Source organism: Novosphingobium resinovorum (genome assembly GCF_036352595.1).
GTDB classification, from domain to species: domain Bacteria; phylum Pseudomonadota; class Alphaproteobacteria; order Sphingomonadales; family Sphingomonadaceae; genus Novosphingobium; species Novosphingobium resinovorum_B.
On sequence record NZ_JAZFAX010000004.1, the window covers coordinates 146599 to 169373 of the forward strand.

At 66.6% G+C, this 22775-nt stretch carries 17 protein-coding genes; 11 read left to right on the forward strand and 6 right to left on the reverse strand.

All coding sequences use genetic code 11. The annotated features are described in order from the left end of the window. Window positions 1-41: 41 nt before the first annotated feature. The 3 genes from fabD to V2S85_RS06060 all read right to left on the reverse strand — a co-directional run bounded on the left by fabD (window position 42) and on the right by V2S85_RS06060 (window position 2486). Window positions 42-977: an ACP S-malonyltransferase gene (gene fabD / locus V2S85_RS06050; RefSeq protein WP_330701967.1), complete on the reverse strand. Its 936-nt coding sequence runs from the start codon at window positions 975-977 to the stop codon at window positions 42-44. A 125-nt stretch (window positions 978-1102) separates the two neighbouring features. After that, window positions 1103-1630 (reverse strand): VOC family protein, encoded by a 528-nt coding sequence (locus V2S85_RS06055; RefSeq protein WP_330701968.1) that lies wholly within the window; start codon window positions 1628-1630, stop codon window positions 1103-1105. 46 nt (window positions 1631-1676) lie between these two features. After that, entirely contained in the window at window positions 1677-2486 is an 810-nt protein-coding gene (locus V2S85_RS06060; RefSeq protein ID WP_330701969.1) for an LD-carboxypeptidase, read from the reverse strand. A 66-nt stretch (window positions 2487-2552) separates the two neighbouring features. Here V2S85_RS06060 and V2S85_RS06065 point away from each other — a divergent pair, with 66 nt between their 5' ends. After that, on the forward strand, window positions 2553-3965 hold the full coding sequence (locus tag V2S85_RS06065) for a glutamate ligase domain-containing protein (protein WP_330701970.1): 1413 nt from the start codon (window positions 2553-2555) through the stop codon (window positions 3963-3965). 122 nt (window positions 3966-4087) lie between these two features. On the opposite strand, the gene V2S85_RS06070 is transcribed toward V2S85_RS06065, so the two are convergent. Continuing rightward, on the reverse strand, window positions 4088-5032 hold the full coding sequence (locus V2S85_RS06070; RefSeq protein WP_330701971.1) for a DUF808 domain-containing protein: 945 nt from the start codon (window positions 5030-5032) through the stop codon (window positions 4088-4090). A gap of 173 nt (window positions 5033-5205) precedes the next feature. Here V2S85_RS06070 and V2S85_RS06075 point away from each other — a divergent pair, with 173 nt between their 5' ends. Both V2S85_RS06075 and V2S85_RS06080 read left to right on the forward strand, forming a co-directional pair. Then, entirely contained in the window at window positions 5206-6030 is an 825-nt protein-coding gene (locus tag V2S85_RS06075) for a flagellin (RefSeq protein WP_330701972.1), read from the forward strand. 503 nt (window positions 6031-6533) lie between these two features. Then, window positions 6534-6884, forward strand: a complete 351-nt coding sequence (locus tag V2S85_RS06080) for a hypothetical protein (RefSeq protein ID WP_330701973.1) — start codon at window positions 6534-6536, stop codon at window positions 6882-6884. A gap of 197 nt (window positions 6885-7081) precedes the next feature. Here V2S85_RS06080 and V2S85_RS06085 read toward each other — a convergent pair whose 3' ends face one another. Beyond that, window positions 7082-7741 carry a glutathione S-transferase gene (locus tag V2S85_RS06085; RefSeq protein WP_330701974.1) on the reverse strand — a complete coding sequence of 220 codons (660 nt, stop codon included), beginning with the start codon at window positions 7739-7741 and terminating at the stop codon, window positions 7082-7084. 123 nt (window positions 7742-7864) lie between these two features. Between V2S85_RS06085 and V2S85_RS06090 the strand changes: the two genes are divergently transcribed. After that, a complete protein-coding gene (locus V2S85_RS06090; RefSeq protein ID WP_330701975.1) occupies window positions 7865-9112 on the forward strand; it encodes a polyhydroxyalkanoate depolymerase in 1248 nt (415 codons plus the stop codon). A gap of 512 nt (window positions 9113-9624) precedes the next feature. Here the strand turns inward: V2S85_RS06090 and V2S85_RS06095 are convergent. After that, window positions 9625-12285: a M1 family metallopeptidase gene (locus V2S85_RS06095; RefSeq protein ID WP_330701976.1), complete on the reverse strand. Its 2661-nt coding sequence runs from the start codon at window positions 12283-12285 to the stop codon at window positions 9625-9627. Between the two features lie 197 nt (window positions 12286-12482). Here V2S85_RS06095 and V2S85_RS06100 point away from each other — a divergent pair, with 197 nt between their 5' ends. The 7 genes from V2S85_RS06100 to V2S85_RS06130 all read left to right on the forward strand — a co-directional run bounded on the left by V2S85_RS06100 (window position 12483) and on the right by V2S85_RS06130 (window position 22641). Then, window positions 12483-15278, forward strand: a complete 2796-nt coding sequence (locus V2S85_RS06100; protein WP_330701977.1) for a DUF3857 domain-containing protein — start codon at window positions 12483-12485, stop codon at window positions 15276-15278. Window positions 15279-15633: 355 nt separating this feature from the next. Then, complete coding sequence (rpsF, locus tag V2S85_RS06105; RefSeq protein ID WP_008832807.1) at window positions 15634-15996, forward strand: 30S ribosomal protein S6; 363 nt, start codon at window positions 15634-15636, stop codon at window positions 15994-15996. Between the two features lie 5 nt (window positions 15997-16001). Then, a complete protein-coding gene (rpsR, locus tag V2S85_RS06110) occupies window positions 16002-16226 on the forward strand; it encodes a 30S ribosomal protein S18 (protein WP_007686754.1) in 225 nt (74 codons plus the stop codon). A 15-nt stretch (window positions 16227-16241) separates the two neighbouring features. Then, window positions 16242-16838, forward strand: a complete 597-nt coding sequence (gene rplI, locus V2S85_RS06115; RefSeq protein WP_008832808.1) for a 50S ribosomal protein L9 — start codon at window positions 16242-16244, stop codon at window positions 16836-16838. A gap of 328 nt (window positions 16839-17166) precedes the next feature. Beyond that, window positions 17167-17697 carry a GNAT family N-acetyltransferase gene (locus V2S85_RS06120; RefSeq protein ID WP_330701978.1) on the forward strand — a complete coding sequence of 177 codons (531 nt, stop codon included), beginning with the start codon at window positions 17167-17169 and terminating at the stop codon, window positions 17695-17697. A 144-nt stretch (window positions 17698-17841) separates the two neighbouring features. After that, window positions 17842-19272: an AMP nucleosidase gene (locus V2S85_RS06125; RefSeq protein ID WP_330702059.1), complete on the forward strand. Its 1431-nt coding sequence runs from the start codon at window positions 17842-17844 to the stop codon at window positions 19270-19272. Window positions 19273-19836: 564 nt separating this feature from the next. Then, on the forward strand, window positions 19837-22641 hold the full coding sequence (locus V2S85_RS06130) for a TonB-dependent receptor (RefSeq protein WP_330701979.1): 2805 nt from the start codon (window positions 19837-19839) through the stop codon (window positions 22639-22641). The last annotated feature ends 134 nt before the right edge of the window (window positions 22642-22775 follow it).

Consider the following 22775-nt stretch of genomic DNA (forward strand, 5'->3'; position numbering starts at 1 on the left):
CGGCGCATGGCCCCGGGTCAAGCCCGAGGCCATGCGGAAAATCAGAGGCTCTTGGCCAGTTCCTCGATCTCGGCCATCGAGATCGCGGCAACGACGTCCACCTCGCCTGCCGAGCGCTTGATCATCGGGCCGACGACCTTGCCGCCGATCTCGACGAAGCGCTCCACGCCCGCCGCGTGCATCGCGATCGCGCTCTCGCGCCAGCGGACGCGGCCGGTGACCTGCTCGACCAGCAGGCGCTGGACTTCGGCCGGGTCGGTCACCACCGAAGCCGTCACGTTGGCGAACAGGGCGACGCGCAGCGCACCCGGAGGGGTCGCCGCAAGCGCCTCGGCCATGGCGTCGGCGGCAGGCTGCATCAGCGGGCAGTGGAACGGGGCCGAGACCGGCAGCGCGATGCCGCGCTTGATGCCGTGGTCCTTGACCAGCGCGATGGCGCGCTCGATCGCTTCCTTGTGGCCCGAGATCACGACCTGCGTGGGGTCGTTGTCGTTGGCGACGGTGCAGACCTGACCCTCGGCCGCCGCTTCGGCGAGCGCGGTGGCCTTCTCGATATCGGCGCCCAGCAGCGCGGCCATGGCGCCCACGCCCACCGGCACGGCGGCCTGCATCGACTGGCCGCGCAGCTTCAGCAGGCGCGCGGTGTCGGCAAGGCTGAAGGCCCCTGCGGCGCAGAGCGCGGTATATTCACCCAGCGAGTGACCGGCGACGAAGTCCGCCTTGTCGGCGAGGCTGATGCCGCCTTCCTTCTCCAGCACGCGCAGCACGGCGATGGCGTTCGCCATGATCGCGGGCTGGGCGTTCTCGGTAAGGGTGAGCTGATCCTCGGGGCCTTCGCTCATGATGCGGAACAGGTTCTGGCCGAGCGCGTCGTCGACCTCCTGGAACACCTCGCGCGCGATCGCGCTGGCGGCGGCCAGCTCTGCGCCCATGCCGACCTTCTGGCTGCCCTGTCCGGGGAAAACGAATGCACGCATCTTGGCGTCGCTCCTGCTGCTGCGGCAGGCCGGGGGCCACGCACCGCGTTCTATGGATTGTGGCGCGGCGGATTATTGCGCTTGGGCGCTCAGGGCAAGCCCGGAAGTCGAAACCGGCCGCCCTGTCACCCGAAAGCGATGTCCACCGTCACCCCCCGGGTGAAGTCGCCCGCCTTGCGCCGCACGAAGTCGTAGAAGCCGGTCAGGCTCTCGCGCGGTTCGTAGAGTTCGAGCATGTGACCGTAAGTGGCCACGGTATCCACGAAGACGTAGCGGAACCCGTCGGTCATCGCGGCGTCGAGCGCAAGGCCGTGCCCCTGATCGGCGAACATCGCCGCCGCCTCGTCCAGATCGTCGACGAACAGCGCCACATGATGCAGCCCTTCGCGCCCCGATCCTTCGGGATAGAGGTCATGAAAGGCGGACGGCCCCGGGTTGTTCTGCTGGCAGAACTCGATCATCACCTCGCCCCACTGGCCATAGGCGCTGGAATGGTCGAGCTGGCGCTCCACCCCGCGATGGACGGCGCGGGTGAGCGGGATGTTGTCGGCGACATAATAGGGCCCGGACCCGAAGGCGATCGAATGCGCGCGGGCGGCGGCGCGCACGTCGGGCACGAAATAGGCGATCTGGCGGATCGGCAAGGCGGCCATGGTATACTCTCTCCCGTTCTGTTTGCGCGGGAGAGTGGCCCGCCCGTCAGCCGAAGGGAACTAGCTTATTGGCGGCATCGTGGCCGATATCCGCTTCGCCCAGGAATGCGATGGAGTGGCGGCGGCACCAGTGGCGGGCGATTTCCTGCGCATCGGCGCCGAACGGGCGATCGTTCTCGGGCACGTCGCTGACCCGGCCGAGCCGCAGGCCCGCGATGCCGCCAAGGTGCGCGGTGGCGTGGAAGAACAGGCGGTCGATGGCGTAGAGGTATTCGGACACGTCCTCCACCATGACCACGTGATTGGCCAGCCCCGGCATCAGCCGCGTGCCGCCCAGCATCGCCAGCGTCGTCAGGTTGAAGGCGACGACGGGGTGGCGCTCGTCCGCCAGCGAGGGTTCGAGGTCCGCCCCCTTCCCCGCAAGGAAGCCCAGCGCACACCGGACCGCCTCGGCGCCACCGCTGCGGCGCACATCGGCCAGCATCGGCCCGTGGACCGGCCTGCCGATCCGCTCGCGATAGAGGCCGCCCAGCAGATAGCCCGCGTCGGAATAGCCGAGGTAGGTCTTCTGCCCCGCCGCATGGTTCATTTTCGCCAGCGCATCCTCGGCGATCCGGCAGGCGCCGTAGCCGCCGCGCGCGAACCACACCGCGTCGAATGCGGGGTCGTTGGCACATTCCAGCAGCGCGTCGAGGCGCGCCGCGTCCGATCCGGCGAAGTGGCCCTCCACCGCGAAGCACTGGTCGTGGATCACCAGTTCGGCGCCGGGGAATTGCGCGGAGGCGAGCGCGCGGACGGCCTCGGCATCCTCGGGGGTGATCGGGGTGGACGGTGCGCATACGGCGATACGTGTCATGCGGACCATTCCTATCGAGCCCCATCGAGGTTGTCACGGCGGGCAAGGCCGCATAGGCAATTGCCCATGAGCGAAGCACACGATCTCACTTCTCACCCCTGGTTCTTCTGCGGCATCGGCGGCTCGGGCATGCTGCCGCTGGCGCTGATCCTCAAGGGCCACGGCGCCCGGATCGGCGGCTCGGACCGCAGCCGCGACCAGGGGCGCAGCGCGGAGAAGTTCGCCTGGCTCGAATCGCTGGGCTTCGAGCTGTTCCCGCAGGACGGCAGCGGCGTGACCCGTGCGGAGCAGACGCTGGTGGCCTCGGCGGCGGTGGAGGACACCGTGCCCGAAGTGGTGCGCGCGGGCGAACTCGGCTGCCCGCGCATGAGCCGCGCGCAGCTGCTGGCGACGCTGTTCAACGCCGCGCCCTTCGGCGTCGCCATCGGCGGCACCTCGGGCAAGTCCACCGTCACCGGCATGACCGGCTGGATCATGACCGCGGCGGGCCGCGATCCCACGATCATGAACGGCGCGGTGATGAAGAACTTCGCCAGCCCCGACGCGCCCTTCGCCAGCGCGCGCGTGGGTTCGGGCGACGCCTTCGTATCCGAGGTGGACGAGAGCGACGGCTCGATCGCGCTCTACCGCCCGAAGGTGGCGGTGCTGGGCAACGTCAGCCTCGACCACAAGAGCCTCGAGGAACTGCGCGAGTTGTTCGGCGACTTCCTCGCCCGTGCGGACGTCTCCGCGATCAACCTCGACGATGCCGAGACCGCCGCCCTCGCCCACCGTGCGCGGGCGCTGGTGACCTTCGGGATCACCTCGCCCGAGGCCCAGATCGGCGCGAGCGAAGTGGTGGAAGGCCCGACCTCGCTGTTCGCCACCATCCTCGACCGGCGCGACGGCACTTCGCACGACCTGAAGCTGAAGGTGCCCGGGCGGCACAACCTCTACAACGCGCTGGCGGCGATTGCGGCTGCCAATGCGGCGGGCGTGCCGGTGGCCGAAGCGGTCGGCGCACTCGGCAGCTTCGAGGGACTGGCGCGGCGTTTCGACATCGTCGGCACCTCGCCCGCAGGCATCGCGGTGATCGACGACTTCGGCCACAACCCGGACAAGGTCTCCGCCACGCTGGCGACGCTGAAAGCGCATCCGGGCCGCGTGATCGCGTTCTTCCAGCCGCACGGCTACGGCCCCTTGCGCCAGATGGGCGCGGAACTGGCCGAAGTCTTCGCGACGAAGCTGGGGCCGGAGGACGTGACGATCCTGTGCGACCCGGTCTACTTCGGCGGTACTGTGGACCGCAGCGAAGGCTCGCAGCGCATCGTGGGGCTGATCGAGAGCCACGGCGGCAAGGCCGAATATGTCCCCGCCCGCGAGGACTGCGGCAAGCGCATCGCCGCAATCGCCCGCCCCGGCGACCGCGTGGTCATCATGGGCGCGCGCGACGATACGCTGACGGTGTTCGCTCGGGACGTGCTGGCCCGGTTACCCTGACCTAGCGCGGGGTTCCCATCCTTCGACAAGCTCAGGATGAGCGGCAGGGGGGCGGAGAGCAGGTGTACCCTGATCCCCGCTCAGGCTGAGCCTGTCGAAGCCCCCTCGTCCTTACGCAAACCTCAATGCCCCTTCCCGCGCGCCTTGGCGACGAGGTGGACGATCACCGCCACCACCGCGCCCAGCACCAGCCCGACCACCGCCGAAGCCACCGCATAGCCCAGCCAGCCGAACACCGGCCCCAGCGGCCCGGTCGCTGCGGCCAGCGTGTGCTCGATGCCGTGCGCCACATGCGCGGGCGCGGGCAGGCCCAGTTCCTCCAGCCCGTGCAGGATGATCCCGCCGCCGACCCACAGCATCGCCACCGTGCCGACGCTGCCCAGCACCGTAAGCACGATCGGCATCGCCTTCAGCAGCCCGCGCCCCAGCGCCTGCGCGCTTGCGCCGGGCTTGTTGGTCAGGTGCAGGCCGACGTCGTCCATCTTCACGATCAGCGCCACTGCGCCATAGACGCCGATGGTGATGAGCACGCCCACCACCGCCAGGGCCACGGCGCGGGCGATGAAGCTGGAATCCTCCACCTGCGACAGCGCGATCGCCATGATCTCGGCCGAGAGGATCAGGTCGGTGCGCACCGCGCCCGAGACGCGGCTCTTCTCGAAGGTCGCCGCGTCCTCGATCGGGTCTTCCAGCGTCTCGCCGTGCTTTTCCCCGCCCAGCTTCTCCAGCACCTTCTCGGCGCCCTCGAACGCAAGATACAGGCCGCCCGCCATCAGGATCGGGGTGATCGCCATCGGCAGGAAGGCGCTCAGCAGCAGTGCCACCGGCAGCAGGATCACCAGCTTGTTGAACAGCGAGCCCTTGGTGATCTTCCAGATGATGGGCAGTTCGCGATCGGGCGTGAAGCCGGTGACGTAGCCGGGCGTCACCGCCGCATCGTCGATCACCACGCCCGCCGCCTTGGTCCCGGCCTTGGCCACCCCCGCCGCCACGTCGTCCATGGAGGCGGCAGCGGCGCGGGCGATGACCGCAACGTCGTCAAGCAGGGCGACAAGGCCGGAAGGCATACAATTCCTTTTGTTTGCAGGTGCGAACGAAGTCGCTGCAATGCGGTTTAAACAGCCTGCGATCAAGCGAAAGCGAAACCGACTTAAAACCGCGCGGCCTGCGCCGTTCTTCTGGACATGCGAAGGGCGCTCCACTTCCGGGGCCTCCCAAACGGCTTACCGGGGTTTCTTACATGTCAGTCATCAACACCAACATCAGCGCGATCCGCGCCTCGAACGCTTCGAATTCGGCCACCAAGGCGCTGGGCACCGCGATGGAGCGCCTGTCGACCGGCAAGCGCATCAACTCGGCCAAGGACGATGCGGCGGGCCTTGCCATCTCGACCTCGATGACCTCGCAGATCCGCGGCATGAGCCAGGGCATCCGCAACGCCAACGACGGTATCTCGCTGGCCCAGACCGCCGAAGGCACGCTGTCGGAAGTCGGCAACATGCTGCAGCGCGTGCGCGAACTGGCGATCCAGTCGGCCTCGGGCACCTACCAGGCCTCGGACCGCGCGGCGATGCAGCAGGAAGTCGCGGCGCTGACCACGCAGATCTCGGACAGCTTCACCCAGGTCAAGTTCAACGGCAACACGCTGATCTCGACCACTTCGGGCACCGACCTGACCTTCGACATCCAGACCGGTTCGAACGCCGGCCAGAAGGTCACGCTGACCTCCAAGGCGATCGACGGCGCCAACCTGACCGCCTCTGCGCTCGACGTGACCGACGCCGCCAAGGCCGCCGCGACGCTGACCAGCGTGGACAAGGCCCTGGCCGACGTGAACTCGACCCGCGCCTCGCTGGGCGCCGGCCAGAACCGCCTGGAATCGGCGATCAACAACCTGACCAACACCACCACCAACCTGTCCGACGCGCGCAGCCGCATCGAGGACGCCGACTACTCGGCCGAAACCACCGCGATGGCCAAGGCGCAGATCCTGTCGCAGGCTTCGACCGCGATGCTCGCGCAGGCCAACCAGAGCCAGCAGAACGTCCTGTCGCTCCTGCGCTAAAGCAAAGCTTGCACTGCCTTCCTCCCCCGGAAGGTCCGGAAGCCCGGCGGTCGTCTCCCCGACCGTCGGGCGTTTCCGTACATGCCGAACGCGCAAGGTGACAGGTTTACACGGTTGACACGGTCCAGAGAGAAAAAGCGTCACCTTGGGGCCGGAAAGTGTCACCTTGCAGGCGTAAGGTGACAGATTTGGTGCGAGATGTATCACCTTGTGCGGCGCAGGTGTCACCTTGCAGTGTAAACTTGCAGCGGGTGAGGCGGTCAGGCTGGGCATGCGCGCAAGATATCGGAGCGGGTGTGGTGTAGGAAAGCGGGCTATCCGTAAGCGCCCCATTGCCGCTTTTCCGGTCTGACGGTAAGCAAATCGAGTTCTCAGTTGTGTCGGGAGGTTTGACACAGCGAGGAGATCAGCCGGGGCTCTAAGAAGTGCAAAAGGGTTTCTCCCGCCCTCCCGGCACCAAACGTCCTATAGCCGACGCAGATTTGTGCGGTTAGAGACGAAGCATGAGCCTCAATGCTATCGAGATAGAGCGATGTCGCGCCGAGATTGGCGCAACAGCTAGAGCAATGCTTTCGGGCGAATGCTCTTATATCTCAGGTGCCCGGGCTATCTGCGGATTGTTTCAGGGCGCTCGGGTTGATGGGTTTGCTGAACCGTTCTTAAGATTTGTCGCGATAAACAGCGAAACCGACGCCGTGCCGGTCGGCACTGCCATCGCTCGGTGGCACCCAGACGCCAAAATAAAGCATCAAGCGGAGTGGGATGAGGCAGAAAGCTATGCGAAGGCAATCGGAGAACCGGCCTGTCGTGCAGCCGTGATTTGGGTCGATGAACACCCCACCTATGGCAACTAACCACCCAAATCCGCCGTCACCCTGAACTTGTTTAGCTGCGCTGGCCTTCGGCTCAGGGTCCATCAAGCCGATAGCCCAGGTTCTCAATCAGCATACCGGGATGGCGGTTTGCGATATGACGTGCCGGCACTAACTGCCCGATGGATCCTGAAACAAGTTCAGGATGACGAAGCCTATCGGGACAGGTCCGCTTCCCGTCAGAACTCGACGTCGAGTTCCTCCATCTCCTCCGGCTCGGCCTTCGCCGCCGCCACCCATTCGCGCATCGGTTCCCATTCGGCGATGGTGCGGCAATAGGCCTCGCACGCCGGCGGCAGCGCCACCGCGTAGCTGGTGAAGCGCGTCGTCACCGGGGCATACATCGCGTCCGCCACCGTGGGCTGCGCGCCGAACAGGAACGGGCCGCCATGGCGATCGAGGCATTCCAGCCAGATCGCCTCGATCCGCTCGATATCGGGCCGCGCGCCGGAGAACACCGGGAACTTCGCGTGGCGCACCTTGAGGTTCATGGGCAGCGCCGAGCGCAAGTTGGTGAAGCCCGAATGGATTTCCCCCGAGATCGAGCGGCAATGCGCCCGCGCGATCGGATCGGCGGGCAGCATCTGCGACTCGGGGAAACGCTCGTTGAGGAATTCCGCGATCGCCAGCGTGTCCCACACGCTCGCCCCCTGCCACGTCAGGCGCGGCACCAGCACCGAGGGCGAGAGCAGCAGCAGTTCGGCGCGGTTGGCGGCGTCGTTGGCCACCATCTTCTCGGTCACCTCCAGCCCTGCCAGGCGGCACAGCAGCCAGCCGCGCAGCGACCACGCCGAATAGGTCTTGCTGGAGATCGTCAGCGTCGCACCGGTAGCCGTCATGCCCTGCCCCTTCGTTTAGCTTGCATCAGCTTATGATGCAGCGCAGCATGAATCCACAACCGTTTGCTTCGCCCCTTCCGATTCATGCGCGGGCGAAGCGCCGGATCATGAGGGATATTGCGGATGCTCTACCAGGCCTACCAGGCGTATTGCGACGCGATGACGCCGGCCCGGCTGGCCGCGCGCGCGGCGACCGGCTTTCGCGACCGGTTTCTGGGAGGCGCGAAAAAGCTGCCGATGGCGCGCCGCCTCTTCGCCCTGGCAGAGACGTTCGACAAGGCGAGGATCACCCACGCGCGGCCGCCCTACGGCATCGATCAGGTGCTGTGCGGCAATGCCATGACCCCGGTGGTCGAGGACGTCGCGCTGTCCCTGCCGTTCGGCGACCTGCTCCATTTCGCCAAGCCCGAAGTCGCCGCGCCGCAGCCCCGGGTGCTGGTGGTGGCGCCGCTCTCCGGCCATTTCGCGACGCTGCTGCGCAATACCGTCGAGACGCTGCTGCGCGACCACGACGTCTATATCACCGACTGGAAGAACGCGCGCGACGTGCCGCTGTCGGCCGGGCGGTTCGGGCTCGAGGACTATATCGACTACGTGATCCGCTTCCTGCGCGAACTGGGCGATCCGGCCGGCACCGGGGACACCCGGCGCGGCGCTCACGTACTGGCGGTGTGCCAGCCCTGCGTGCCGGTGCTGGCGGCGGTGGCGGTGATGGCGCAGGACGACGATCCCTGCCAGCCGCGCACGATGTCGCTGCTCGGCGGCCCGGTGGACGTGCGCGAATCGCCCACGGTGGTGAACGATCTGGCCAATGCGCAAAGCTACGAGTGGTTCGAGAACAACCTGATCCACACCGTGCCCTGGCGATACAAGGGCGCGGGCCGCAAGGTCTATCCGGGCTTCATCCAGCTCAGCGCCTTCATGTCGATGAACATGGGGCGGCACAACGCGCAGTATCGCAAGCTCTACCAGCATCTCGCCGATCAGGAGATGGCGGAAGCGGCGCGGATCGAGGATTTCTACGACGAATACCTCGCGGTGCTGGACATGACCTCGGAGTTCTATCTCGAAACGATCGACAAGGTGTTCCAGCAGGCCCAGCTCGCACGCCGGGAACTGATGCACCGGGGCCGCAAGGTCGATTGCGCGGCGATCCGCAAGACCGCGCTGCTCACCGTCGAGGGCGAGCGCGACGACATCTGCGCGGTCGGCCAGACGGCGGCGGCGCACTTGCTCTGCACCAGCCTGCGGCCGCACCTGAAGCGGCATCACCTGCAGCCGGGCGTGGGCCATTACGGGGTGTTCTCGGGCTCGAAATGGGAGCGCGAGGTCTATCCGCAGGTTCGCAACATGATCCTGGCGATGGCCTGAGGACGCTGGGCGGAGTGGTCCCGAGGCCCTTGCGGCGTCATGGCAGGTTAGGCCCCGTGGCGGGCGTTGCGCTTGGCCCACCCCGCTGCGACTAACTTCGCCTTCGGCTCAGTAAGTCTCGCTGCCCCTCCCGCAAGCGGGCGGGGAAAGCCGCCTTCGCCCTCCCGCTTGCGGGAGGGCCGGTAGGCTAGGCAGTCCTGAGCTTGTCGAAGGGCTGCCTAGCCGGACGCGGTGGGCACTGCGCAACGGCAGTTTCCCACCCAAATCCGCCGTCACCCTGAACTTGTTTCAGGGTCCATCAAACCGATAGCTCAGGTTCTCGATCAGCATACCGGGATGGCGGTTTGCGATATGACGTGCCGGCACTAACTGCCCGATGGATCCTGAAACAAGTTCAGGATGACGAAGCCTATCGGGACAGGTCCGCTTCCCACCCAAAGCCGGCCTTCCAACCCGCGCCCCCCACGCACGGCCCGATCCCGCCCGGACGAGCGGGATCGGAAGCCCTGTCTTCAGTAGCCCTGCTTCGCCAGCCAGGTGTCCACTTCCGGCAGGCGCATGGCGCCGACCTTCACGCGGTCCGCGATCTTGGCGATGGCCTCGTCCACCGGGCGGCGCGAGCCGGATGCGAGGTGGGCGCTGGCATAAGCGTCGAGCTTGGCGGGCATCGCCGGATCGGCACTCGTCTGCGACAGGCGGCCGACGTAGCGGGTCGCGCCCGAGCTGTCGACGCGGCTCATCACCGCGTCGTAATGCGCGAGAACGAAGTCGAACGCCTGCTCCGGGTGTACCGCGCCGACGGCGCTGACGATCACCGGGCTGGTGGTCGCGCCCGGCTCGTCGGTCAGCGACAGCGCCAGCGCCTTGTCGGCCAGCGCCGTGTCGCCCGCCTTGCCCAGCAGCGAGTAGAGCGTCGTGCGCACCTGCGCCGAAGTCTCCTCCTGCGCCATCGCATGCAGCTTGTCCCAGGTCGCCGCATCGGCGTTCTTCGCAACGGCGGTGAGCACCGCCACCTTGACCGAAGGATCGATCGCGGCCGGATCGGCGAAGCGGCGGCGCGCCTCCGCGACCACGCTCGGCTCGCCAAGGTCGCCGAGCGTCTCGATCAGCGTCGCGCGCAAGTCGCCGGCGGTGGCCTGCTCGTCCGCCTTCGGCTCCCAGCCCAGCGCGTTCAGCACCGGCAGCAGCCGCGCCGAGGCGAAGCGGGCGAGCGCCGCCTTGCGCCCGGCATTGCCCTTGGCGAACTCGGCGAGGTCGTCGATCACCTTGGCGGCGCGCTCCATGACCTGCGGCGAGGCATCGGCGGGCAGGTTCTTCACCAGGTCGAGCATGTCGGCCATCGGCTGGGTGCCCGCATAGCCGAGCGCCACCGCATCGTTGAGGATGCCGAGCTGGTCCACCGGCTGCACCGCGGCGATCCCCTTCGCCAGCCCCGCGAAAGTCTTCGCATCATAGAGCACGCGGTAATAGCCCGACTGCCCGGCGTTCACCACGACCGGGCCGCAGGCGGCCAGCGTCAGCACGCCCTTGCCCTGCAGCAGCGTCTCGGCCTTCGCGCCGCCCACTGCCGCCGCGCTGACCGGCACGCGCCAGGAAAGCGGCTGCTTGTCGGCGCGGTCGCGGGTGAATTCGCCCTGCTCCAGCGCCAGCGTGGTCTTGCCGCCCGCGCACGAAGCGCTCACCTTCACCAGCGGGATGCCCGGCTGCAGGGTGAAGTCGTGCGCGATCTGGCTGATCGGCTTGCCCGAGGTCTTGTCGATCTCGCGCCACAAGTCGTCGGTGACGGTGTTCGAATGCTTGTAGCGGTGCATGTAGGCCTGCACGCCCGCCTGCCACTTGTCCGATCCCGCGAAGGCCTCGAGCATGCGGATCACCGCCTCGCCCTTGTCGTAGGTGATGCTGTCGAAGGCCTGGCTGGCTTCCTCGACGGTGGCGATATGGTGGATGACCGGGTGCGTGGTGGCATAGGCATCCTGCCCCATCGCCTTCTCGCGCGAGCCCAGCGCGGTCAGTTCCGGGTGCCATTCGGGGTGGAAGCGCGCGGTCGCCCGGCTTTCCATCCACGAGGCGAAGCCCTCGTTCAGCCACAAGTCGTCCCACCACGACATCGTCACCAGATCGCCGAACCACTGGTGCGCCATCTCGTGCGCGACCACCGTGAAGATGCGCTGGCGCAGCGCGTTCGAGGCGATCTTGGGATCGAGCAGCATCGCGTTCTCGAAGTAGAAGATGCCGCCCCAGTTCTCCATCGCCGAGAAGAACTGGCTGCGCCCGGGCGCCGCGATGTGATCGAGCTTGGGCAGCGGGTACGTCTCGCCGAAGTAGTCGTTCATCCACGGCAGCAGGTCGGCCGAGGCGTCCAGCGCGTAGTCCGCCTGCGCGATGTCGCCCTTCTTGGTGAGCACGCCGACTTCGGTGGCGCCGGCCATCTTCGTCTTGCGCTCGAAATCGCCGAGGCCGAAGAACAGCAGGTACGTGGACATCTTCGGGCTGGTGCCGAACGTCACCAATGTCTTGCCGCCCCCCAGATCCTTGCGGCCTTCGACCGGCAGGTTGCCGACGGCGACTTGCTCGGTCGGCACCACCGTCTTCAGGCTGAAGGTCGCCTTCCAGAACGGCTCGTCCCACGACGGCATGAAGCGGCGCGCGTCGGAGTTCTCGAACTGGGTGAACAGCGCGCGCTTGGCCGAGCCGTCCGCCGCCTTGTAGTCGAGCGCGAAGAAGCCGTAGGCCTGCGTGTTGATCTTGCCGGCATAATCGATCGACAGCACGTACGTACCCGGCGCGATCGCCTTGGCGAACGTGAAGGTCGCGGTCTGCGCATTCTCGTCTAGCGCAACGGTCGGCGTGCCCGCCTTCCTGCCGCCCTTCGTCAGCGCCGCCTTCGCGATCGTGAGATCGGCGGCGTTGAGGGTGATGGTGCGGGTCGCCTCGGCCACCTCGACGGTGATCGCCGCCGTACCGGTGAAGGTCATCGCAGCGGCATCGGGGGTGACGGTGACGTCGTAATGGCTGGGCCGCACGCCGCGCGGCAGCTGCGTGGTGACCGTCGCGGCGGTCGCGCCTTCGGTGGTCGAGGCATCGCCCGACGCAACGGTCTGGGCGGAAACGGAAAGCGGCAGGGCGACACCGGCAAGAAGAGCCAGCGCGGCGCGGCGGTACGGTTTTTTCATGGACGACTCGTTCAACCTGGGGGATGCGCGCCTTGCTAACGCCCTCGCCCGTACGCGCAAGATATTTGCCGTCCGGCGCAACTTTTCAGTGACGGCGCGACATTGAAGTAAATCTCCTCCGAAACTGCACAGGCACGCTCTTGTTCCCGCAGCACGATTGTCTAGATTTGGACGCGACTGAACGGGGGCAAGAATTCATGAACGTTCGCATGCCGTTGCTGCTGCTTCTTGCAGCATGGCCGGGCCGTGTGCTGGCCGGGGAAGCGATCCTGTACCAACCCGCGCCGACCTGGGTTTCGCCGGCAAAGATCCCGGCGGCCACCGCAGGCGCCGCCTCGCCCGCGCTGCTCGTCTACGACGTCCAGCAGAAGGTCGAGGGCGACCGGCTGTGGCAGTACCTCGACACCGCCAGCCGCATCGCCTCGCCCGAGCAACTGGCGCAGCTTTCGACGATCGCGCTGCAGTGGTCGCCGGACAAGGGCGACATCATCGTCCATGAAATGACGATCGTGCGCGGCGGCGAAACGATCGACCTGCTCGCCTCGGGCAAGAAGTTCGACGTGCTGCGGCGAGAGGAAATGCTCGAACAGCGCCAGCTCACCGGCCTGCTCAGCGCGACCATGACGGTCGAGGGGCTGCGCGTGGGCGACGTGTTCCGCCTGCGCTATTCGGTCACCAGCCGCGATGCGGTGCTGGGCGGCCGGGTGCAGAGCACGGTCTACCTGCCCACCCGCCCGCTGCTGGTCGGGGCCGGGCACTTGCGCGTGATGTGGCCCGCGAAAGACACCGCGAAGTGGCAGTTCCTGGCCAAGGATGTGACCGCCACGCCCCGCCGCAACGGGGATGCGCTGGAGGTGGACATGCCACTGCCGCTGCCCAAGCTGCCCGAGATGCCTGACGACGCGCCCTCGCGCTATGCCTCGCTGCCGCTATTCGAGCTGAGCACGTTCGCAGGCTGGGCCGACGTCTCGCGCACGTTCGAGCCGCTCTACACCCGCGCCGGTCTCATCCCCGACGGCAGCCCGCTGGCGGCCGAGGCCGACCGGATCGCCGCCGCCTCCACCGATCCGCTGACCCGCGCCCAGGCCGCGCTCCAGCTGGTGCAGGACCAGGTGCGCTACTTCCTGGTGGCGATGAACGCGGGCAACTATACCCCGCAATCGCCCGAGGAGACCTGGAAGCTGCGCTACGGCGACTGCAAGGCCAAGAGCCTGCTGCTGCTCGCCCTGCTCGACCGGCTGGGGATAGAGGCCGAGGCGGTGCTCGCCCGCACCAGCGGCGGGCACGACCTGATCCGCCACCTGCCCAGCGCCGCCGCCTTCGACCATGTGCTGGTGCGCGCGAAAGTGGGCGGCCAGTCGCTCTGGCTCGACGGCACCGACCTCGGCTCGCGCATCGAGGATATCCACGATACGCCCGACCTCGGCTACGTGCTGCCGCTCGCCAGGGACGGCGCCGAGCCCGAACTGATCGTCACCCACGCCAATGCCCGCCCCACGGTGGAACTGGCCGCGCAATACGACGAAAGCTCCAGCGTCGACCTGCCCTCGGTGGTCGATGCGAAGATGAGCATTCGCGGGCCCGGCGCGCTCGGCATCGCCCTGGCGGCGCAGTCGCTCGATCCCGACCAGCGCGAGGAGATGATCCGCCAGCAGCTGGGCAGCGCCTTCGGCGAGGGGCAGTACACCGACCTCAAGCTGGAAACCTCGACGCAGGACGCCACCGCCGTCCTGAGCGGGCGCGGCGTCGTCACCACCGCCTGGAAGACGCGCGACCGCCAGCGCCTGCGCAACCTGCCCGGCCTGCTGTCCGCCTTCACTTTCGCACCGGACCGCGCCCGCGCGGAATGGCAGGGCATTCCCGTCGCCACGCCCGCGCCGATGAGCACGCTCTACCGCGTCAGCGTGCGGCTGCCCGACGGCGGCCGGGGCTTCACCCTCGAAGGCGCGCCGCAAGTCGATACCACGCTCGGCGGCACCCGCTTCACCAGCCGCGCTGCCCTTGCGAACGGCACCTTCACGTTCGAGGAACGCGCCGACGGCACCGGGGCCGAAGTGCCCGTGGACCGCATCGGTGCCGACCGCGCGGCGCTCGCCAAAGCCAAGGCGCAGATCGTCCAGGTCGTCGCCCCCAGGGACACCACGCGGCGCTGGAACCTGGCCGGCGCGGCCAAGGGCGCGACCCAGCGTGCCGCCGTCGAGGCCGTGCTGACCAAGGCGATGGCGGCGAAGGAACCCAATTCGGCCAGTTGGGAGACCCGCGCCAACCTGCGGCGCGGCATCGGTGACTTCAAGGGTGCGCGCGCCGATCTCGACAAGGCCATCGAACTCTCCGCCGAGGCCGATTCCTACCTGCAGCGCGCCGGCGTCGAGCGCGCCCTCAAGGACATGCCCGCCGCCATCGCCGATGCCCGCAAGGCGCAGGAACTGGACCCGGCATCGGGCGGCGCCACCGCGCTGCTCGCCACGCTGCTGGCCGAGACCGGCCACGTCGACGAAGCCCGCACGATCCTGCAGGACAAGGTCGCGCTCGGCGGCGACCAGCGCCGGTTCTGGGAGATGAGCGAGGTAGAGACCCTCGGCCTCTACGGCGACCCGGCCGAGGCGCTGTCGATGCTCGGCACGCTGATGGAGCGGCGCCCGCAAAGTCCGGACCTGCTCAACCTCGCCTGCTGGATCAAGGGCATGCGCGCGCTCGACGTCGAGAGTGCGGTGCGCCAGTGCTCCAGCGCGGTCGAACTGGCGGCCAGCCCGGTCGGCCCGCTCGACAGCCGGGCCGTCGTGTGGTTCCGGCTCGGCCGCTACGAGGACGCGCTGCGCGATCTCGACGCCGTGCTGCTGGAGGCGCCGGGCCAGAGCGAGAGCCGCTACATGCGCGGCGTCGTGCTGGCGAAGCTGGGCCGCGCGCAGGAAAGCGGCGCCGAGCTTGCCGTCGCCCGCACGATCGACCCGGCGGTGGACGCGCTCTACACGAAGCTGGGGATCAGGCCTTAGGGCGCGTTTGAGAATGCGCCTGACGGCGCATTGCGGCACCGGCCCACACCGCCACCCGACCGCCCATAGGGTACTATCGTTGGACGGTCGGGTGGGGGTGTGGGCCGGTGCCGCAAAGAAAATGCCGCTTTCGGCATTTTCCAAACAGCCTCCAGGGGCGCGGACCGCATGGGATCGAACCGATGACGAACCGGCAGGTCATATTCCCACCTTTCGCTTGCCTTTCGCCGAGAATCCGCTAAGCGCCCGCCTTCCCCATAGTCCGAGGACGGGCGGGAAACCCAAAGAAAGCCGGAGGGGCCCCGCAATCCCGCGGGTCGCCAGCGATCGGTTAGACTAGATAAAGGAAGCTGCCGTGGCTCTATATGAGCACGTGTTCCTGGCACGCCAGGACCTCAGCCAGGCGCAAGTCGATGCGCTTGCTGCCGCCGCCACCGAGATCGTCGAGTCGAACCAGGGCAAGGTCGTCAAGACCGAGACCTGGGGCCTCAAGAATCTCGCGTACAAGATCAAGCGCAACCGCAAGGCTCACTTCGTGATGCTGAACATCGAGGCTTCGGGCGACGTCGTCGCCGAGCTCGAGCGCCAGACGCAGATCAATGAAGACGTCATCCGCTACGTGACCATCCGCGTCGACGAGCACGAGGAAGGCCCTTCGGTCATGATGCGCAAGACCGACCGCGAGCGTACTCGCCGTCGCGAACGTGAAGGGAACTGATTTCCATGGCACGTGCATTCTTCCGCCGCCGCAAGTCCTGCCCGTTCTCGGGCAAGAACGCGCCGAAGATCGACTACAAGGACGTTCGTCTGCTCCAGGGCTTCATGTCCGAGCGTGGCAAGATCGTCCCCAGCCGCATCACCGCGGTTTCCGCAAAGAAGCAGCGTGAGCTGGGCCAGGCTATCAAGCGTGCCCGCCACATCGGCCTGCTTCCCTTCATCGTGAAGTAAGGGAGGGACCTACCCATGCAGATCATCCTCCTGGAACGCATCGAGAAGCTCGGCGCCATCGGCGACGTCGTCTCGGTCAAGGACGGTTACGCCCGTAACTACCTGCTTCCGAACAAGAAGGCCCTCCGCGCCAACGACGCGAACAAGAAGGTCTTCGAAGCCAACCGCGCCAAGATCGAAGCCGACAACGCAGAGCGTCGTTCGGCTGCCGAAGCCAACTCGGGCAATGTCGAAGGCAAGCAGATCGTCCTGATCCGCGCCTCGTCGAACTCGGGCCAGCTTTACGGTTCGGTCTCGGTCCGCGACATCGTCGACGGCCTGAACGCCGAAGGCGCGAACGTGTCGAAGCAGATGATCGTGCTCGAGCGCCCGATCAAGACGCTCGGCATCTTCGACGTCAAGGTTTCGCTGCACCCCGAAGTTGCGGTCAACGTCAAGGTGAACGTCGCCCGTTCGCCCGACGAAGCCGAACTGCAGTCGCAGGGCGTGGACGTGATGGCCGCGATGTTCGAACAGGACGTCTCGGGCTTCACCGAAGCCTACGACCCGAACGCCGAACCCGGCGAAATCGCGGTCGAGGAAACCGAGGAAGAGGGCGAGGCGCAGGCCTGAGCCCTTCCTTCGGTTACCGAGGAATAGCAAAGCCCTCGTTCCCCAGCGGAACGGGGGCTTTTCCTTTTTGGGTCGAGCAGTTTGTGCCGATGGGGCTTCGACAAGCTCAGCCTGAGCGGTGTTGAGAGCAGGCTCTTGGAACGCGCGATGACATCGGATTTAACCACCCTTCGTCATTGCGAGCGCAGCGAAGCAATCCAGGGCCGAGCAGACCGCCCTGGATTGCTTCGCTACGCTCGCAATGACGATCGATAAAAGGCCAACACGCTCCAGATTCCGCTCAGGCTGAGCTTGTCGAAGCCCCCTCGGGCGGGCAGACGAGGCGGCCATGATCCACTCCGTCACCCCCGCCGACTACCGCACCGACGCATCTCTGCGCGGCGCGATGCTGGCGCTCAACAACGCCCACGCCGTCGAACTCTCCTTCGCCGACGAAGCGCGCATGGCGATGCTAGTGGAAGAGGCCTTCCTCGCCGCGCGGGTCGGCAGCGTGGACGCCCTGCTCCTCGCCTTCGCGCCCGCAGCCGCATACGACAGCGCCAACTACCGCTGGTTCGCCGAACGTTACGCCAGCTTCGTCTACGTCGACCGCATCGTCGTAGCCCCCGAAGCACGAGGTCGCGGCCTTGCGCGGCGCCTCTACGCCCATCTCTTCGACGCCGCCCGCGCAGCAGGCCACGAGCGCATTGTCTGCGAGGTCAATTCCGATCCGCCCAACCCGGCTTCCGACGCCTTCCATGCCGCCCTCGGCTTCACGCCCGTCGGCGAGGCGCGGCTGGAGAACGGCAAGACAGTGACGTATCTGGCGCTGGAGTTGTCGTCGGCTTGTACCGAGGGGGCTTCGACAAGCTCAGCCTGAGCGGAACTTGGGAAGTTTACGCTACCTCCTCTCACCCTGAGCCTGTCGAAGGGTCACGGCTGAGCTTGCCGAAGCTCCAACCGTCATCACCCTGCCCATATCGCCCCCTATTGCGCCGCAGCACGGAATGCGTAATAGATGGCCATGCAGAAGATGAAAGAAACCATCGCGGAATTGGTCCGCGTTTACGAAGCCGCCGTTTCCACTCTCAAGGCCGACATCGCCGCCTTCGTAGAGAACGGCACCCTCCCCCCGTCAGATCGCCGCGCGAACCGCCTCTGGACATATCCTGAGCTGCGGATCACCTATCGCGGCACCGAACTCAACGCCCGCGCCTCGCGCGCGTTCGGGCGGCTTGAAATGGCCGGCACATACGCCACCACCGTCACGCGCCCGCACCTCTTCGCCTCCTACCTCGAGGAACAGCTCGCGCTGATCGAGGCCGAGTACGAAGTGGAATTCGAGGTCGCCGCATCCACGCAGGAGATCCCCTTCCCCTACGTGCTCGAAGGCGTATCGGTCGGCAGCGTCACGCCGCAGGAACTGGCGAGCCACTTCCCCAGCACCGAACTGGCGATGATCGGCGACGAGATCGCCGACGGCACCTTCCTCGCCGCCGAGGACGAACCGCACCCGCTCGCCCTGTTCGACGGGCTGCGCACCGACTTCAGCCTCGCGCGTCTGGCGCACTACACCGGCACCAGCCCGGACCACTGCCAGCGCTTCGTGCTGTTCACCAACTACCACCGCTATGTGGACGAGTTCGTGGACTGGGCGGGCACGCAAGTCGGCTCGGACGGCTATGTCGCGCTTTCGGGCGCCGGCGGCCTCTATCTCGACGCGCCGGTTGAGAACGCCCGCGCACGTCTGTCCGACACCGCATGGCGCCGCCACCAGATGCCCGCCTACCACCTCATCCGCAAGGACGGCTCGGGCATCACGCTGGTGAACATCGGCGTCGGCCCGTCCAACGCCAAGACCATCACCGATCACCTCGCGGTGCTGCGTCCCGAGGCGTGGCTGATGATCGGCCACTGCGGCGGCCTGCGCGAAAGCCAGCGCATCGGCGACTACGTGCTCGCCCATGCCTATCTGCGCGACGACCACGTGCTCGACCCGGTGCTGCCGCCCGAGATCCCGCTGCCCGCCATCGCCGAAGTGCAGCTCGCACTGGCGCAGGCGGCCGAGGTCGTCAGCGGCGAAGGCGGCGCGAACCTCAAGAAGCGGATGCGCACCGGCACCATCGTCACCACCGACGATCGCAACTGGGAACTGCGCTACACCGAGTCCGCCAAGCGCTTCTCGCTGAGCCGCGCGATCGGCATCGACATGGAAAGCGCCACGATCAGCGCGCAGGGCTACCGCTTCCGCGTGCCTTACGGGACGCTGCTGTGCGTCTCGGACAAGCCGCTGCACGGCGAACTCAAGCTGCCGGGCCAGGCCAACCGCTTCTACGAGGAGGCGATCGCCAGCCACCTCAAGATCGGGCTCATCACCTGCGACCTGCTGCGCGAACAGGGCGACCGCCTGCACTCGCGCAAGCTGCGCGCGTTCAACGAGCCGCCGTTCCGGTAAGCCGCAAGGCCCTCCTACCACGGATGCAAAGACGCCCTTCGCGACCCGGTCGCGGGGGGCGTTTTACTATGGATGGCCCAGTATTGGCGGTGGTTGCCGTGCATGAGCGCATGGCGGTTCATCGCAGAGCCTTGCTGGCGCCTGCGGGAAGCGTGGAAAGGCAGGCGTTTGGTTCAACGGACCGCCCGAATATTCCTGCCTTGCGAAATTTTATGACCGCCATTGGAAATGGATAATGCGCACAACGTAACGTCATTATCCGCGTTTCGGTGCAACTGAGCCGGCGACAAATCAGTTTTACTTGAAATCCATTTTGAATATATAAAATGCAAGATATGAATACCCATCAATTCTATCTCAAAATAATACCGACATATATTTCGTATTTATTTCATATACATTTCCGTAAATGAAATAAATGTGATCGATATACAACGCGAACAACTCAAATACCGCACCATCATGATTATCGGATGACACCGCGATACGGTTGGGAGCAAACGCCCTCGCCTGCTTCCGGCGCCGTTGACTTCGGTCCCGCCGGAGTTCGCGAAAGGAGCACCGATGACATCCGACATGAAGCGCCTGCTGCTGGCGTCCACCCTGCTGATGGGCCTGCCGGCCACCGCGCAGGCGCAGGACGCCGCGCCGGCCGATACCGCTGCCGACGCAGCTGATACCCCGGGCGACGCGATCATCGTCACCGGCTCGCGCCTGCGCAACGCCAACCTCGAACAGGCCGCGCCGATCATGGCGATGAGCGCCGCCGAGATGAAGGCGACCGGCCAGGTCAACGTCGAGAACGTCCTGAAGGAAATCCCGCAGCTGGTCCCCGACCAGACCGGCGCCTCGAACAACCCGGGTGACGGCGTCGCCACCGCCAACTTGCGCGGCCTCGGCGCCTCGCGCACGCTGGTGCTGGTCAACGGCCGCCGCTACGTGTCCTACGACACCAACCAGATCGTCGATCTCAACACGATCCCGACCGCCCTGCTGGAGCGCGTCGACGTGGTCACCGGCGGCAAGTCGGCCGTCTACGGTTCGGACGCGGTCACCGGCGTGGTCAACTTCGTCACCAAGCAGGACTACGACGGCGTCCAGGCCAACGCCAACTACCGCCTGACCGACTACGGCGACGGCGCGCAGTACACCGGCGGCATTCTGGCGGGCAAGAACTTCGCCGATGGGCGCGGCAACATCACCGTCTACGGCGAGTACAGCCAGCGCAAGGCGATCACCCAGGCGGCGCGCAGCTACACCAAGACGGCGATGAGCGACGGCGAAGACGGCACCCTCGTCGCCGGCGGCTCCTCGTCGATCCCGGCGACCCGCTTCGCCCTGGGCGGCAGCAACTACAAGTTCGGGCAGGACGGCAGCTATTCGGCCTACGACAGCAGCACCGACGCCTACAACTACGCGACCGAGAACTACCTGCAGGTTCCGCAGAAGCGCGAACTCCTGTTCGGTCAGGCGCACTTCGACGTGAGCGACGCGCTGACGGTCTATGCCGAAGGCCAGTACGTCCATAACCGCGTCAAGAACCAGCTCGCCCCGACGCCGGTGACCGGCAGCTACCTGATCGACAACGACAGCTCGTTCCTCTCGGCCGACAGCCAGGCGCTGCTGCAGAGCTACGACACCGATGGCGACGGCTACACCGCCGCCAACATCTACCGCCGCCTGAGCGAGATCGGCGACCGCGTGCAGGTCACCGACAGCAAGGCGGTGCGCGGCCTGATCGGCGCACGCGGCGATCTCGGCCATGACTGGAGCTACGACGCCTACGCCAGCTTCTCGCGGACCAAGCGCACCGAGTACCAGTACGGCAATATCTCGGCCAGCAGGCTCCAGCAGTCCCTGCTGACCACGTACGATGCCGATGGCAACCTCGTCTGCACCGACACCAGCAACGGCTGTGTCCCCGCCAACATCTTCGGCGAGGGCAACCTCAGCGACGAGGCGGTGGCGTTCCTCTCGGTCGATACGGTCAACCGCTCGACCATCACCGAGAAGGTCGTCAGCGGCGCGATCACCAACAACAACCTGTTCGACCTCGGCGCCGGCCCGGCGGGCCTGGCCTTCGGCGCGGAATACCGTTCCGAGCACGGCAGCTACAACCCGGACGAACTGCTGTCCTCGGGCGACGTCGTCGGCTTCAACGCCAGCGACGCCACCGCCGGTGGCTACAACGTCAAGGAGCTGTTCGCCGAGATCGACGTGCCGCTGATCGCCGACAAGCCCTTCATCCAGCGCCTCGAATTCAACGGCGCGGCCCGCTATTCGTACTATTCGACGGCGGCCAAGTCGGTGGGCACGTTCTCCGCCGGTCTCGTCTATGCGCCGATCAAGGACATCAGCTTCCGCGGCCAGTTCTCGCGCGCGGTCCGGGCGCCGACGGTCAACGACCTCTACAGCGGCAATGCCCAGAACTTCGAGACCGCGACCGATCCGTGCTCGACCACGGACGCGACGAGCTACTCGAACCTCTACGCCGCCTGCGTTGCCTCGGGCGTGCCCGCCTCGGCCGTGGGTGACGACGAGTACAACGCCGCCGCGACCCAGATCGAGAGCTACAACGGCGGCAACACCAAGCTGCGCGAGGAAACCGCGAACACCTACACCTTCGGTGTCGTGCTGCAGCCGCAGATGATCCCGGGCCTGTCGATCACGGCCGACTACTACCACATCAAGATCGACAACTTCATCACCACCGTCGGCACCGCCAACCTGCTCACCGCCTGCTATGGCAATGCGGCGAACAACTACACGTCCTACGACAGCAGCACCTGCTCGCTGCTGCCGCGCGACAGCACCGGCACCATCGTCGGCGCGGTGGACAACCTGAGCAACACCGGCGGCGTCAAGACCGACGGCATCGACTTCGACGCGCAGTACACCATCCCGCTGGGCTTCGGCCGCAACAACTCCAGCAAGCTGAACTTGCGCGTCGCGGGCTCGTACCTGATGAACTGGACGTTCCGCCCGATGGCCTCGCTGCCCGACCTCGTGCTCGACTGCGCGGGCAAGTTCGGCCTGAGCTGCGGCAACGTCTACGCCAAGTGGCGCATCAACAGCCGCGCGACCTGGTCGACCGAGGACGTCAGCCTGTCGCTGGCATGGCGCCACCTCTCGGCCGTGGACGACGACACCGGCGGCTATGCCGTCGATCACATCCCCGCCTACGACTACTTCGACCTGAGCGCGACGGTGAACATCGACAAGCGCTTCACCTGGAACATCGGCATGAACAACATGTTCAACAAGAAGCCGCCGGTGCTGGGTGACAACCAGGAGCAGTCGAACACGTATCCCTCGACGTACGACGTCTACGGCCGGACCTTCTTCACCGGCATCACCGTCGACTTCTGAGGCCAGCCGGGGCCGGGGCGGTGCGGATCGCCCCCGGCCTCACCGGAAAATTTCAGCGTCCTTGCGGCACTTGTCGCAGGGACGTTTCCGGCTGCGCCTGAATGCAACATAGACGAAATCGCCGCATGACCTTC